At 67.0% G+C, this 14,285-nt stretch carries 12 protein-coding genes (1 of these 12 cut by a window edge); 4 read left to right on the top strand and 8 right to left on the bottom strand.

The features are described 5' to 3' along the window. Together THSYN_RS08290 and THSYN_RS08285 are read right to left on the bottom strand one after the other, a co-directional pair. On the bottom strand, positions 1 to 152 hold the start of the coding sequence (locus THSYN_RS08290; protein WP_100918716.1) for an ABC transporter permease. Its footprint begins 1,009 nt before the window's first position; the window shows 152 of its 1,161 coding nt (coding positions 1–152); it begins with the start codon at positions 150 to 152; its stop codon lies beyond the left edge, outside the window. Between the two features lie 66 nt (positions 153 to 218). Then, positions 219 to 1,292, bottom strand: coding sequence for an HlyD family secretion protein (locus tag THSYN_RS08285; protein WP_100918715.1), 1,074 nt, complete (start codon positions 1,290 to 1,292; stop codon positions 219 to 221). Between the two features lie 313 nt (positions 1,293 to 1,605). Between THSYN_RS08285 and THSYN_RS08280 the strand changes: the two genes are divergently transcribed. After that, positions 1,606 to 2,676 (top strand): 3-deoxy-7-phosphoheptulonate synthase, encoded by a 1,071-nt coding sequence (locus THSYN_RS08280; protein ID WP_100918714.1) that lies wholly within the window; start codon positions 1,606 to 1,608, stop codon positions 2,674 to 2,676. Between the two features lie 444 nt (positions 2,677 to 3,120). Further along, entirely contained in the window at positions 3,121 to 3,954 is an 834-nt protein-coding gene (locus THSYN_RS08275) for a PEP-CTERM/exosortase system-associated acyltransferase (RefSeq protein ID WP_100918713.1), read from the top strand. 388 nt (positions 3,955 to 4,342) lie between these two features. Here THSYN_RS08275 and THSYN_RS33545 read toward each other — a convergent pair whose 3' ends face one another. After that, positions 4,343 to 4,489: a hypothetical protein gene (locus THSYN_RS33545; protein WP_157817527.1), complete on the bottom strand. Its 147-nt coding sequence runs from the start codon at positions 4,487 to 4,489 to the stop codon at positions 4,343 to 4,345. A 236-nt stretch (positions 4,490 to 4,725) separates the two neighbouring features. On the opposite strand from THSYN_RS33545, the gene THSYN_RS08270 reads away from it, so the two are divergent. After that, positions 4,726 to 5,475 (top strand): PEP-CTERM/exosortase system-associated acyltransferase, encoded by a 750-nt coding sequence (locus THSYN_RS08270; RefSeq protein ID WP_100918712.1) that lies wholly within the window; start codon positions 4,726 to 4,728, stop codon positions 5,473 to 5,475. Here the strand turns inward: THSYN_RS08270 and THSYN_RS08265 are convergent. Then, positions 5,472 to 6,296, bottom strand: a complete 825-nt coding sequence (locus THSYN_RS08265; RefSeq protein ID WP_100918711.1) for a 2-oxo acid dehydrogenase subunit E2 — start codon at positions 6,294 to 6,296, stop codon at positions 5,472 to 5,474. The genes THSYN_RS08270 and THSYN_RS08265 overlap by 4 nt on opposite strands. 438 nt (positions 6,297 to 6,734) lie before the next feature. Between THSYN_RS08265 and THSYN_RS08260 the strand changes: the two genes are divergently transcribed. Continuing rightward, positions 6,735 to 7,724, top strand: a complete 990-nt coding sequence (locus THSYN_RS08260) for a PEP-CTERM sorting domain-containing protein (protein WP_157817526.1) — start codon at positions 6,735 to 6,737, stop codon at positions 7,722 to 7,724. 104 nt (positions 7,725 to 7,828) lie between these two features. On the opposite strand, the gene THSYN_RS08255 is transcribed toward THSYN_RS08260, so the two are convergent. The 4 genes from THSYN_RS08255 to THSYN_RS08240 form a co-directional block, all read right to left on the bottom strand. Then, complete coding sequence (locus THSYN_RS08255) at positions 7,829 to 9,088, bottom strand: glycosyltransferase (RefSeq protein WP_216644712.1); 1,260 nt, start codon at positions 9,086 to 9,088, stop codon at positions 7,829 to 7,831. Next, positions 9,054 to 10,226, bottom strand: a complete 1,173-nt coding sequence (locus THSYN_RS08250) for an NAD-dependent epimerase/dehydratase family protein (protein WP_100918709.1) — start codon at positions 10,224 to 10,226, stop codon at positions 9,054 to 9,056. The genes THSYN_RS08255 and THSYN_RS08250 overlap by 35 nt, the downstream gene beginning before the upstream one ends. Beyond that, entirely contained in the window at positions 10,223 to 13,048 is a 2,826-nt protein-coding gene (gene prsT / locus THSYN_RS08245) for an XrtA/PEP-CTERM system TPR-repeat protein PrsT (protein ID WP_100918708.1), read from the bottom strand. The genes THSYN_RS08250 and prsT overlap by 4 nt, the downstream gene beginning before the upstream one ends. An 85-nt stretch (positions 13,049 to 13,133) precedes the next feature. Then, complete coding sequence (locus tag THSYN_RS08240; protein WP_100918707.1) at positions 13,134 to 14,222, bottom strand: nitroreductase family protein; 1,089 nt, start codon at positions 14,220 to 14,222, stop codon at positions 13,134 to 13,136. Positions 14,223 to 14,285 lie beyond the last annotated feature (63 nt).

The raw sequence follows: 14,285 nt of genomic DNA, 5'->3' as shown, positions 1-14,285 counted from the left end.
CCCAGAAAAAGCCCCATCTGCGCGGCAATCAGGACGACCGCGAAGATAATCCCCACCAGGGTGACGGCAAAGCGCGAACGGTCATGGGAGAGATTACGCCAGGCCAGCAGCCCGGCCATGCCCATGCCCCACTGCGACAGCCGGGCGCTCATGCGGTTCGCGCCGCCGGGCGGTCCGGCGGATGACCGAAGCCTCGGATTGTCCGGTCCATGGGCGCCCTACCCCGACGACTCGATAACAATATAAGCATCCACCCGCAACCCTGCCGGCAGCGCGAGACCCGGCTCCAGGTCGATCAGCACCTCCAGCACGCGCGTGTCCTTGCGCTCGGCCGGGTCGTCGGAGAGCACCTGTTTGCGCCCCATCAGGCTGCCGATCCGCCCGACCCGGCCCGGGAAGCGCCGCTCGCCGTAGGCGTCGGCCTGGACATAGGCGTCCTGGCCGACGCGCAGCAGCGCAATATCCGCCTCGTCCACCTCCGCGCGCACCCGCAGGTGGGCCAGGTCCCCCACGGCCAGGATGGGGGTGTCGCCCATCTCGGTGACCTGCTCCCCGGCACGCCGGAAGCGCCGCAGGACCACCCCGTCGATGGGGCTGCGCACGAAGGACTTTTCATAGAGCGCCCGCGCCACGGCGAGCCGCGCCTGCGCCAGTGCCAATTCCGCCTCCGCCCGGGCCTGCTCGTCGGCCCGGGCCGGGCTGTCCACCACCGCCAGCCGGGCGCGGGCGCGGGCGAGTTGGGCCTGGGCCACGTCGCGCGCGCTCCCGACGTTGTCCAGGTCCTGGCCGCTGCCCAGACGCTTCTGCGCCAGTCCGGTCTGGCGGGCCAACTCGCGCTCGGCCCGGGTCAGGTGCGCCTGCGCCTCGCCGACGGCGGCGGCCGCCTCCTCCCGCTCGGACGGCCGCGCGCCATTGATCACGCGCTCCAGGGCCGCTTGTGCGATCGCGACGTTGGCCTGCGCCTCCTGCACCCGCGCCAGGTGGTCCGCGTTCTCCAGGGTGGCCACGACCTGGCCGCGGGTGACCGGCTGACCCTCGTCCAGCAGCACCTCAGCAAGCCGCCCGGTCATGGCCGCGGCGATGCGGATCTCCTCCGAGAGCGGCTCCACGCGGCCGAGGGCGGCAATGACGGTGCGGGGCGCGGGGGTGGGTCGCTCACGCGTGGGAGCGGTCGGGTCTGCCGCTCGGGCACTGGAGGCACCCGCCAGTGCCCACGCCGCCGCCAGGCAAAATGGGAGGAGGAGGGGGCAGGCGATGGACAGATACCGACGATGCATGGGGTTGACTGACATAGTGGGGTATCGCCGGGTGCTCCGGGCCGGCACCTAGGGTAACCCGAGCGGCCCCGCCCGCAACAGCCTGCGAATGCCGGACGGTGACAATCCGGCCCGCCATCGGCAGTTTGCACCGTTCATCGGCTGAAATATACCGTTTGTAGTATTCTGGCACAATCGCGTCATCGTGGGCCTCGGCGTAGTCCGCGGTTGCCACCTGGATGGTCGACGCGGAGTATTCTTGGCAAGCCTGCCTGCGTCGTCGCAGCGGTTCGCCAACTGCCATCTCTATTCGACCGGTCCCGCCGCACCTGAGATTCCGTCGCCACCTATGCAACACACTGAAAATCTGAATGTCGTCGCCTTCGACCCCATGCCGTCCCCGCACGAGATCCTGGGTGCCGCGCCCATTTCCGAACGGGCCGCGGCGACCGTCGTGGCGGGCCGCGCCACCCTGGAGGCCATCCTGGACCGACGCGACCCGCGTCTTTTTGTCATCGTCGGCCCCTGTTCCATCCACGACCCGGTCGCCGGTCTCGACTATGCGCAGCGCCTGAAGGGGCTGGCCGACGAGGTGGCCGACACCCTGGTCCTGGTCATCCGGGTATACTTTGAAAAGCCCCGCACGACCACCGGATGGAAGGGCTTCATCAACGATCCCGACCTGAATGATACCTTTCGCATCGCCGAGGGGATGGAGCGGGCGCGGCGCTTCTTACTGGCCGTGACCGAACTCGGATTACCCGCCGCCACCGAGGCGCTCGACCCCATCAGCCCCCAGTATCTCGGAGACCTGATCGCCTGGACCGCGATCGGCGCACGCACCTCCGAATCACAGACCCACCGGGAGATGTCCTCCGGCCTCTCGACCCCGGTCGGCTTCAAGAACGGCACCGATGGCTGCATCGACAACGCGATCAATGCCATCGTCTCCGCGGCCCAGCCCCATAGCTTTCTGGGCATCAATGCCCTGGGTCAGTCCAGTATCGTACGCACCCGCGGCAATCGCTATGGGCACCTGGTGCTGCGCGGCGGAGGGGCCAGACCCAACTACGACACCGTCAGTGTCGCCATGGCGGAGCAGGCGCTGGCCAAGGCCAAGCTGCCGGCCAACCTGGTCATCGACTGCTCCCACGCCAACAGCTCCAAACGGCCGGAACTCCAACCGTTGGTCATGCAGGATTGCGTCAATCAGATCCGGGTCGGAAACCGCTCGATCGTTGGGCTGATGATCGAGAGTTTCATCGCGGCCGGCAATCAACCGATCCCCACCGACCTGTCGCAACTGCGCTACGGCTGTTCCGTCACCGACGCCTGCGTCGACTGGCCGACCACGCAGCAGATGATTCGCCAGGCGCGGGCGGCCCTGCGCGCACCACTGACCGACCGCGGCAAGGTCTGAGGACTATCTCTCAGGGGATCAGGACAACCCAGGGCGTTCCCCTGGGCTGGTAAGTCACGCCCCTTTGGAGCGCTGGCGCGGACGGTTGCGCGCCTGGATCCCGTCGCTGAAGCACGACGCTAATCATTTGTTGTTAGAAGGTTACCAAGCTTTTCTCGACCGACTTTCAGGTGCATGCCGATAGTCAGTTGAAAAATAATAATATATGTGGGAAGATAAGGACTCAAAGTTGGGTCATATTTTTTTAATAACTGATTTATAAAGAATTAATTCCTTCGGTTAGCGGGTAACCGGAACCCATGGTGATTGCGACTATTTTGTCATCGTCGGTGTCATGACACCGACGACCGCGCGCGGAAGCAACGTATTTTTCTGCAATACGATCGCGCTCGCGTGGGACCAACAGCGCCCTATATCACCCGACCATAAGACCCGAGGTTTCAAATGATGACACCGATTCCTTTCGCGTCACCGCGCTGTGGCGTGCAACTCCCCGTCATTGACCGCTTCGTCTGTATTCTCGCGGACACGGCCGCGGCCCGCAGGCTCCATCATCAGGTACGATTCAAGGTGTTTTGTGAGGACACCGGCTTTGAAAATCCAGACGCCTTTCCCATGCAGGCAGAGCATGATCAGTATGACCCATACGCCCGGCATTTCATTGTCTGGGATCGGCAGGAGCGGCAATGCGCCGGGGCCATGCGGTTGGTGTCTGCCTCACGCACCAGGCTGCCGTGCGAGGAGATCGTCGGCACTGCGCTGCAGGGGCTCACGGAGTTGCGGCCCCACGCGGTGGAATTCTCCCGCCTGTGCATCCTCAGGGATTACCGTCAAACAGTCCAGGCCGAGCACTACGCCTGGTATCAGCCTGCGGGGCAATCCGCGAGCGACGGCTGCGGCGTATTTTTCAGACAATACGATAATGATGTATTCCTGCGGCTGTTGCGCGCGAGTCTCGCGTGGAGCCCCGATATCCGCTACTGCTATTTCATTGTCACCGCGGCCCTGTCCCGGGTGTTGACCCGGTTTGGGATCGCGCTGACCCGCGTCGGTCATGAGATCGAGCACCGCGGGGTACGGATTCCGTTTCGCTATGATGTCGAGCAAGCCGACCTGGGAATGCGAGAGACCTTGACCTCCTTCGCGGCCATCGCCGAAACCAGCCCGGCGTTTCTGCGCGCTTCGGAATTTTTCAGCGGTGCCGGCGACAGCGCGGTCGCCCCCATCCCCCTTCACCGAGCGCCGTTCGCGATCAGCCCGAGCGCGCTGTCGGCCTGAGCCGCGACCCGCGGGCGGTCGAATGTATGACGGGGCGCACAGAATTTTGGTCCCTCGTGTTCGATGCTGCGGGCATCTTTATGCGCGCATCGAGCCGAGGAAGCAAGCAATGGAGCGAGAGGCCTGCTGGAACTGCCTTCACGACAGTCACGGACAGGGCGACACGGGCACCGGGGCCCCGTGCCCCGGCCAGTGCCGCTGTCCGACGCCGGGTTTCCCCTGGCACCTGTACCGCCGTTACGGACGGTTTGGAGAGGTAATGCCCTACTTTTGCGGTCACTACCAGCCGCGGGATGCGGGCCGCTGTCCGGCCTGCGGTGCCCCCCTTGGGACCTCACAGCAGATTCAACACTGGGCCTGCGGCGTCTTTGCGGTGCTCCCTTGCTGCTCACCTGAGTGCCTGGCCACCCTCCAACGCCTGCTCGATGCGGAGTGCGACACCATTGCCCCGCCGCCCCCGTGCCCCGGCGACCGGCACTCGCAGGCCCTTCACTAGAAAGCCGGCAGTTCGGATGGCGCCGGTGTGCACGGGCACGGCCCCGTCCGCCCGGGACGACAAACGCGGGAACTGAGGGCCTGACGGGGCGCCAGTCTCCCGGGACGACGTCAAGTGCTAAATTTGTTGAAATGAGAGAATGCCCGCGGCTATCCTGAGTCCAAGACCTTGGGTCGGTTTTGTGGTTGCGGACGGTGGTTCGGCCGCGCAGACTTAGCAGAAACCGATGCAGTCGAATCTGTGTGCTGGGATCGGGCAGGCAACGGGTATCTCTCATGACGACGGAAACCAAGAAGACCCTCGACAGCTTTCCGGACTATTTCTCCATCAAGGCCGCCGTCACGGCCGCGGAGCGCGGAGAAACATATCGGATCCGCTACCGCGTGTACTGCGAGGAATTCGGCTATGAGCCGGCGGACCGATTTCCTGACCGGATGGAGACCGACGCCTTCGACCTGACTGCCGCCCACTGCCTGATCACCCATACGGCAAGCGGCATGCCCGCCGGCTGCGTGCGCATCTGTCCGGGATGGATCGCCGGGGCCGAACAGGAAATGCCGTACGAGCAATGCTGCGCGGCAAGCCTTGACCGCCGCGCCATGACTGCCGTCGGCGCGCCCCGGGACAAAGTCTGCGAGGCCTCCCGGTTCGCCGTGGACGCGGCCTTCCGCCGCCGCTCCGGCGAATCACTGACGCGTTTCGGTGAGATTACCGCCCTGGACCTTTCAGACACGGAGCGGCGCACCTTCCCCATGCTCTCGGCCGCCCTGATGCTGGCTGCCACCGCCCAGGCGGAGATTTTGGACCGGCCCTATGTCTTCGCGGTGATGGAGCCCTTTCTGCCCCGACTCCTCCAGCGCTCCCGTCTTCTGATGCGACGCATGGGTCAGGACGTCAACCACCACGGCATCCGCGCCGTCTATTTCTCCCACAGCCATGTGTTCGTGGAGGCGATGGAGCATGGCGACTTCCGGGATCTCTATGGTTGGATCCACACACAGGTCCGGTCGACCCTGCCGGGCTAGTTGGTCAGCGTCGTCTCCGCCGCCTCCAGCAGTTCCACGATGCGCTTATAGAAGCGCCCGGCCTGGGCGCCGGCCATGACGCGGCGATCAAAATTGAGCGTCAGGGTAAAGGTCGGCCGGACCACCAGTGCTCCAGCCTGCACCAGGGGCCGATCCTTGACCAACCCGAAGGACACCCCGAGCGGCCAGGGCCAGGTGGCGGCGATCATGTCGACCCCATATTTTGCCGGGGAACTGATCACAAAGGCCCCCCCCCGATACTGGACCCACAGCGTTGGCACCAGTACCGGCAGGCGGATCACCCAACGCGCCAGAAACCTTGGCAGACGATTGATAATAAAAGAGAAACTTGCCCATTGTTGATTACTGGAGGCATCACTGACGGCCAGGTCGTGAAGCCGTGACGTCAGGGTGTCGAGACCGAGACCATCGGCGTCACGAATCATGTCGACAAAGGCGACCATCGGTGCGTCGGGCAGTTCCCGCTCGATCAGCACCGCGGCATCGATGTGTGTAAAGCGCTGAACCCGGGGGCCGAGCAGTGGCAGCCGGACCAGGCGTCGGTTAGCATAGGGGTGTTCCCGCACCGCCAGGGCCAGGGCCTTCATGACAAAGGCGGTGTAGGAGGGTTTGCGCGTCCCGGACTGGGCGGCCGCGGCCCGCACCCGCTCGATGGAGGACAGGTCGACCTGTGAGAGGAAGGTGACGGTCGATCCAGGCCGCTTGATCTCATATTCGACAATCGACATGACCGCGGACAAAAAGCGGTTACGTGGCTCCATCGTGTAACGGCCGTCAAGATTCGGCGTCTGCTGGTTCACAAGTCTCTCCCGTGGTATGTAAAGGGTGGGCGCCCCGGCACGACAGGCCGGGCAGGGGCATTTTTCCCCGCCCGGGGCCGCAGTGCAACCGGCAGCGCCCCGGGTGCCTGACAGTGGCCTGACCAGACAAGTCGGACGCTGAGCCCCCCGGAGTGTCAGCTTTTTTTACACTTTCAGCGCCAGGGACCGGGGTGGCGCCTCGCCGGGGCCCAAAGAAATTCACTAACATAATGGCTAATATATCTTTTTTTCTATCGCAACAGATGTAGGCACGCATGTTGCTTAAGGTTTAGTATGCAGCCGTCACGACGGCTGGTTCAGGTCGCGGCGCTTCGCGACCGAAAGGTCCGAGTCCGGTGCGTCACGTTCCGGTATGACGCAAAAGTTGTTATCATTCAGACTGCCAGGAGATACACCATGACATCCGTCAGGAACCCGATGCCCGCATTCAAGAAGACCGCCATTGCCGCCTGCGTGGCCGTCCTGGGGCTGCCGCTCGCCGCGCAGGCCAATCCGCTGACCATCAACATGGGCGGCTTCGGCACGGCCACGAACGTCACCCAGTTCGACTGGGCGCCGTCGCCCGTGATCTCGATTGGCGGTAATACCGCCTTTCAGAACTATATCGGCACCAGCGGGGCATGCCCCACGGGCAGTTGCGAGTTCGATGTCTACAGCCACGGCCGTCTGAATGCCTTCAACAACGACGCCGGTACGCCCAGCGGATTGAATCAGGCCGGTGGCTGGGAAATCACCTACGAGATCGGCTTCCAGGAGTCGGTGACTGCGGCGTCGATTAATGGCGGTACTGGGCAGAGTTCAGCGAACTTCGGCTTCGTGACCGGTGCGCCGAACTACTTCCGCATGTGGTACGACAATTTCGACTCCGACTACCTGGCCGGAACCGGCTTCACCGATGGTACCCTGATGCTGGCCGGTACTGTTTCCCCCAGCGGTGCCTTCATCTCTAATTTCGGTGGGGATTTCACCGACATCGCGCTGCTGGATCAGTACGGGGCCGATGGCTGGGGCGGCAAGCAATCGATCGGGGGTTCGGGCACCACCAGCACGATGGCGCTGGACGTCCTTCCCGTCGACATTACCCCCGGGGTCTTCCCTGGAACCATCGCGTTTGACCTGTTCCGCATCGCGAACCTGGGCCAGAGTCTTCAGTTTGAAACCGTCGATCCGTCCAAGTCCTTTAATTGGGACTCGACCGGCAGTGGCGCGACAGTCGGCACGCGCATTGTGTTGGACAGCAACGCCCGGACCGGAGGTCAGCAAGGTGTCAACGGCAATGACGGTACCGACACGCTCTTCCAGTCGGATGCCAACAGCCCGGTCTCCGGTATTCCGGAGCCCGCCACCCTGGCCTTGATGGGGATCGGCATCCTGGGTGCCGCCGCCGCCCGCCGCCGCAAGGTCTGACCTGACCGACCGCCCCGCCGGGGGCGGCGCCGAGAACAAAGGCCCGGGGCTTGCCCCGGGCCTTTTGCGTTCCGGACGGCGCCCCGATCCCCGGCCCCGGGGCCTCACAGGGTATGCTCAACAAACTCCCGGAACCCCGCCACGGCCGATCGGCCCTTGAACCATTCCGCGACCTGCGCCGCCGCCGCACCCCAGCGGGGTTCCGCCAACATGGCCGCGACCAGGCGGCACAGTCCGGCGGCGCTGACCTGCTCGCTGCGCATCAGGGCCCCCGCGCCGGCCGCCGACACCAGGGCCATGGTCAGGTGCTGGTCCAGATTGGTCGCGATCCCCAACACCGGCGTGCCCTCCCCCAGCGACTGGTAGACGGTTCCGCTACCCCCGTTACAGATGGTCAGGACGGCGCGGCGCGCCGCGGCGCTGCCCGGCAGATAGTCGGCCGCGTAGACGTTGGCCGGGACCCGACCCAGGTTCGCGCGTCCGGCCGTGGCGACCAGGAGGCTGATGGGCAGGGTTGCGAGTGCCTCGATCAGCGCCGGCAGGAGCCGGGCCGGGCCCGATGACCCCAGGCTGAGATAGACGCAGGGCCGCGCGGCCGGGATCTGATCCCACCAGGGCGGCACGGCCTGGGGCGGTTCCCAGAGAATGGGGCCGATGAAGCGGTGATTGGCTGGCAGGGGGTCGGTCGGCACCAGTTCGGGCACGTCCAGATAGAGGGTCTCGTTGCCCCAGGTATAGGCGTGACGCAGGTCGCCCAAGGGCGGCAGGCCATGGCGACGGCGTACCCGGTTGAGGGCGCGGCCGTGCAGCCAAAAGACCGCGGGGCGGACCTGATTGAACAGGGCGCGGGCGATGGGCTCGCCCACCAGGCGCACCAGCGGCAGATCGGGGACGGGCCAGCGCGGTAGCCGCAGATAGGGGCTCCAATGGGCATTGGTCAGGGCGGCATAGGGGACCCCGCGCAGCGGGGCGCTGACGGCCAATGACAGGCGGAAATCCCCCACCACCAGGTCCGGCCGCACGCGGTCCAGGAGGGCCAGGTCGGCCGCCACATAGGCTTCCAGGGTCGCGGCATCATAGATGGGGCGGCCCGCGGCGAGCGCCTCGATAAAGCGTCCGGGGGAGATGCTGACCAGTGGCCAGCGCTGGCCGCGCAAGCCCTGCAGTGCCGTATCGAAGGTGGCCGCCGCCGCCAGATGGACCTCATAACGGGCCGGGTCCAGCGACTCCGCCAAGACCCGCGGGCGGGCGACGTGGGCGAGAGTCACGGCCTCGGCCAGGAACAGGATGCGCCGCCGCGGGGCGGGAGTCGCCGGGGGTGGCAGGGTGTCAGGCATGGTGCGCCCCAGGGTCAGGCGTGGCATCAGGCATGGCGGGTCGCGCGCGGCCGAAGAGGTTGTAGCGCGTCAACTCGTCCACCGTCTGCTCATAGCGGTCAGTCATGGGCTGGCTGGCGGCCCAGGCGACAAATTCCTCCAGTCCTTGCGTCAGGCTGATGGCCGGTCGATAGCCGAGGTGTTCGGTCGCGCGGCGCAAATCGGCGCAGCAGGCGTGGATGTCACCGACCCGGAATTCGCCCCGATCCAGCAACTCGACCCGGCGGCCGGTGGCCGCCATCAGGGCCAGCGCGACCTGGCGGATACTGACCTCGCCGCCGGAGCCGATATTGAACACCATCCCCGTTGGGAGATCCGGGCGCAGCGCCAGCAGGTTCGCCGTCACCACGTCCTGGATGTGGACGAAGTCCCGCAGGGGCTCCCCCCCCTCATAGAGCGAGATCGCCTGCCCGGCCAGCAGCCGGGAATAAAAGACGGAAACCACCCCGGTATAGGGATTGGCCAGGGATTGGCGAGACCCGTAGACATTGAAATAACGCAGGATCGTGACGGGGATACCGTAGGTACGGGCGGCATAGCCGCAAAGGTCTTCCTGGTGCCGTTTGGTCCAGGCATAGACGGAGAGCGGGGCCGCCGGCTGGTCCTCGGCGGTTGGCACTGACTGCATCGCCGCCCCGCAGGTCGGGCAGTAGCAGCCGAAGCGACCCTGTTCCAGGTCCCGGCGGTCGCGGGTGGGTGGGTTGCAGGGGCCATGTGCGGCGCACCGATGGGTGCCCTCACCATAGACCGCCCGCGACGACGAGAGCACCAGACGGGGGAGTGGCTGGCCGCGTTTGAGAATGGCCTCGATGAGCGTGGCCGTACCGGTCGTGTTGGTGTCCACATAGTGGCGGATGTCATAGAGACTCTGGCCGACCCCGGTCAGGGCCGCGCAGTGAACGACGGCATCCACCCCGTCCAGGGCGGTCAGGACCCGCTGCAGATCACCGACATCACCCAGCATCCGCTCGACGCCCGGGTCCAGGCTGGCCGGCCAGACCCGTCCCGGGCCGTGGATCTGGGGGTCAAGGAGGTCGAGGGCGCGGACCTGATGCCCCGCCGCGAGCAGCCGGTCCGCCGTGTGGGAGCCGATAAAACCCGCACCGCCCGTGATCAGTACCCTCATGGCCGTTGACTGGTCGGCGCGGCGGGCTCGGCGTCGCCCGACAGGCGGGTGCGCAGGGCCTGGGCATCCTTGGATTCCGCAAACTCCCGGCCGCTGTCGAGGGCCGCGTTCAGGGCCGCGAGCGCCTGGGCACGCTGGTCCAGCGACTCCAGCGCGACCGCCTTATGGTAGTGCAGGCCCGGGTCCTGCGGGGCCAGGGCCAGCCCTTGGTTGAAGGCGCTCAGCGCGTTCGGATAGTCTTTTCGGAACAGAAGGATCAGACCGACAGTATCGCGCAGTTGGGCCTCCTGCGGCGCCAGTTCGACGGCGCGCTGGGCATTGATCAGGGCACCATTGAGGTCCTTCTCACCGATCAGGATCTGGGCCAGGTTGGCATGGGCCGTCGGCGTGCCGGCCCCGTTCTTGATCAGGGTCTGAAACTGGGTCTTGGCCAGCCTGGTATTGCGTGCCACCATGGCCAGGTTGCCCAGGCTGAGGCGGGCCGAATGGTCGTCCGGATGGGCCTCGACCCAGGTCTGCAAACCCGCGAGGCCCGCGGCGGTGTCACCGGCGCTCAGACGCGCCATGGCCAGGGCAACCGCCAGCCCGCCGGCCGGCTGCCGCGCCATGGCCGCCTCATAGGCGGTGATGGCGGCCTTGGCATCCCCGCGACGCATGGCCAGGGCCCCGCTCAGGGCCAGGACATCGGGGTTGGTCGACTGGGCGGTGAGGAGGCTGTTCACCAGTTGCGTCGCCCGCTCGAGGTCGTTTCCGGCCAGCGCCAGGCGCGCCAGTACGACCTGGGCCTCGACCAGTTTGGGCTCCAGCCGCAGCGCCTCCTCCAAATCGTCGCGCGCCTGATCCGCCGCCCCCAGGGCCATCCGCGCCTGGGCCAGCCGGTACCGGGCGCGCCCGGACGCCGGTGCCAGTTTAACCAGAAGCTCCATGGTCTCTTGGGCCTTGGCCGCATCTCCGCCCGTGAGTTGGTCGAGCCCTTGCTCCTCCACCAGTAATGGATTATCCGCACTCGTCTGCCCCAGCGCGGACACCAGGGTGAGCGCCTCGGCAGGGTTACCGCGGCTGCGGTAGTGCCGCGCCAGCAGGAGCCGCGGCTGCCACGCCTGGGGATGTGCGCGCGCGGCCGCCTCCAGGGCGGCGACGGCCGGGGCGATACGGCCGAGACGCGCCAGGCTCTCGGCCCACAGGATCGCCGCGCCCAGATTGTCCGGCTGGGCCTTAACCACCTGGCGCAGCAGCGGCTCGGCCGACGCCGCGTCCCCCCGGGCGAGCATCAGCCGGCCCTGCGCCTGCTGGACGGCCGGGTTAGCGGGCTCCAGTTTCAGCGCCCGGGCATAGGCGCCTTGCGCCTGATCGAGTTCCCGGCGGGCCTGATAGACCTGGCCGAGCGTCAGAAAGGCGGCGGCATTCGGCTGTTCTTTCGTCAGGGTGTCGGCAGCGGCCAGGGCGGCGTCCGCCTGCCCCGTCGAGAGCAGGACGCGGATGCGCACCGCCGGGTCCAGGTCCGCGCTGGAGGGCAGTTGCAACGAGCGGGTCAAGGCCTCGCCCGCCGGCACCGCCTGACCGTCCGCCGCCAGGGCCGCACCAAGCTTGAGTTGAGCCAGGGCCGAGTTCGGGTCCTGTTCGACCAGGCGGGCAAAGGCCACGCTCGCGTCCTCCGGGTGCCCGGCGGCGATCTCCACCCGCCCGAGCAGGTCGAGCGCCGCCGGATTGGCGGGATCGGCCGCGAGGGCACGCTCCAGGGTGGCACGGGCGGCGCCGATGTCGCCCTGCGCCCCCAGGACCGCGGCGAGTGCGACCAAGGCGACCGGATGGTCGGGGCCGGCGGCAGTGAAACGCAGCAGTTGCGCCCGGGCCTGCTCATTGTTGCCGATGGCCGCGGCCGTCAGACCCGCGTAGAGGATCGCCGGCAGATAATCGCGATCGGCCGCCAGCGCCGCGTCGAACTGTACTTGGGCGGCGGCAAAGCCGCCCTGTTGGAAGGCGATGAGGCCGCGGATCAGCGCCGCCCCGGCGCCCCGCGGACGCAACGCCTCCAGGGCCTGCGCATCATTGGCGGCCCCGGTGTAGTCCTTGAGTGCCAGGTGCGTCAAGGCCAGATGCAATCGGTCTGAAAAGCGATTGGGTTGCAGCGCGAGCGCCTTGGAATAGGCCGCCGCGGCAGCGCTGAAATCCTTTCGCTCGCGCTCGATGTCACCGGAGTAGCTCCAGGCGGGCGCGAACTCGGGGTGAATATCGCGCAGCCGGGCCAGCGTCAGGGCGGTCTCATCAGGTCCGCTGTCGCGCCGTGCCAACATGGCTTGCCCCAACAGCGCGTACACCTCGGATGCGTTCTGCGCCAGGGCCGCCTCGAACAATTGGCTGGCATCCTCGCGATGGTCGAGCGCCAGTAACGCCTGACCATGAATCCCCATGAGCGTTGCCCGCTGCTCGCTCGTCAGTTCGGTCAGGTCCCCGATCGCGGCGAGTGAACTTGCCGCGTCAGCGTCGGCGATCGCGGCGGGCCGTCCGGCGAGCAGGCGGGCCTGGGCCAGCGGCACCGCGGTCTCCTGCGCGGGCAGGGAGTCGGCGACGATGGCCAACTCCTTCTCCGCCGCCGCGCCATTGCCGAGCGCGAGCTCCAGCAGCCCCAACTGCAGGCGCACCTCGGCGTTATCCGGTTCCTGCTGTACGGCATTCGCGTACTCGATGAGCGCCGCTTCCGGCTGGTTTGAAGCGACCAATTGGCGCGCCTTGGCGAGATAATTCTCCGCCTCAACGGCGCCGGCCAAGTGGCTGGCCCCCGCGATCAGGACCACGGCAAGGGTGATGTAGCGACGCGACATGAGTTCTCTCCCCGTGGTCAGAGGCAGCCTCTGACGAGACGAATGATGATAAGAGTAAATTCGGCCGGTGGCGTGGAGACCCGCTTCAACCAGGGGTCGGCGGCGTCAGGAGCGACTCCAGCGGCCGGCGGATGGAACGCCACCGGGGGGCCGATCCGTAGCCCAGGCGCCCGGCAAAGACGGCGCGGCACAAAACCTCGTCCCCGAGTTCCGCCGCCAGCCGGGCCTTGAGCTGTTCGGCTTGCGACCGGGCCGCGGGATCGCGGGTGAAGGCAATCCCGTGCCGCACATAGTTGGCGAAGATCAGCGGGGTCATCGCGGGCTGAAACTGGAGCCCCCGGGCCGTGGCGGTCAACCACAGGCGCTGCATGGAGCGCCCCGCGGCAAGGTAGTCGGCGAGCCCCGCGGGGGGGCGCTCGGCGATGAGAAAGAAGTGCGCGGCACAGCCCAGGGCGGGCAGCACGTCCATCTCGATGCGCGGCAGCAGGGTCCCCGCGAACCAGCGGTTGAGGAACTGAACCCGCCCCCAACTCTGCATGGCCCATTTCATCAGGGACACCGCCACGGGGTTCAGGCCCAGGGCGCGGTCCGGGATGCGGTCCTCACTGAAGCCGACGCCCCAATGGATGATGCGCTTGTGAACCTCGTAGGCCTCCGGGATGCTCAGGCGTACCTGCGCGTTCAGGAACAACAGCCGCGCCATGCGCGCCTTGGGTCGGGCGCCCTCGATCCAGACGACCCGGTAACCAGGACCGGGCGCGGCGTCCAGCGCGGCGCGGTCCGCGGGGCGCAGCGCCGCCCGGGAGAGCGGGCGCCGCTGGGTGGAGCGCTCCTCGATGACGGCCGCCAAGGGGTCCACCGGGGTCGCCTCTGAGGTGACAAAGCGGGCGCGGAGCGAGGGGTGCCTGTCGGTTGCGGCGGGCAGGAGGTCGAACGCCACCGTCTGCCCCTCGCGGGATGCGGCGATGGCGATCGTCTCCAGGAGGGCACCGAGCGCGAGTTGGCTGGCGCGGCCTTCCAGGTCATAGACACACCAGTCGCGCGTGTCGGCGCCGTGGATGATGACCTCGGCTCCCCGGGGCTCGAAGCGCCAGGGTTGGGTGTTATCGCCGCTGGGTGCCCAGCGCGCGGCGGACAGGATGCGCGTGAGTGCTTCGGCTGAGGGTGTGGCCATGGGTGTGTCGGGTATCCTGAGCGCAAGTGAGCGCTGTAATGACGAGGTGCCCGACGCGGCGGG

Origin of the sequence: Candidatus Thiodictyon syntrophicum, assembly GCF_002813775.1 — a bacterium.
In the GTDB taxonomy this organism is placed as follows: domain Bacteria; phylum Pseudomonadota; class Gammaproteobacteria; order Chromatiales; family Chromatiaceae; genus Thiodictyon; species Thiodictyon syntrophicum.
The sequence above is the reverse complement of the archived record's forward strand: the minus strand, read 5'-3'. Positions and strand labels throughout refer to the sequence as shown.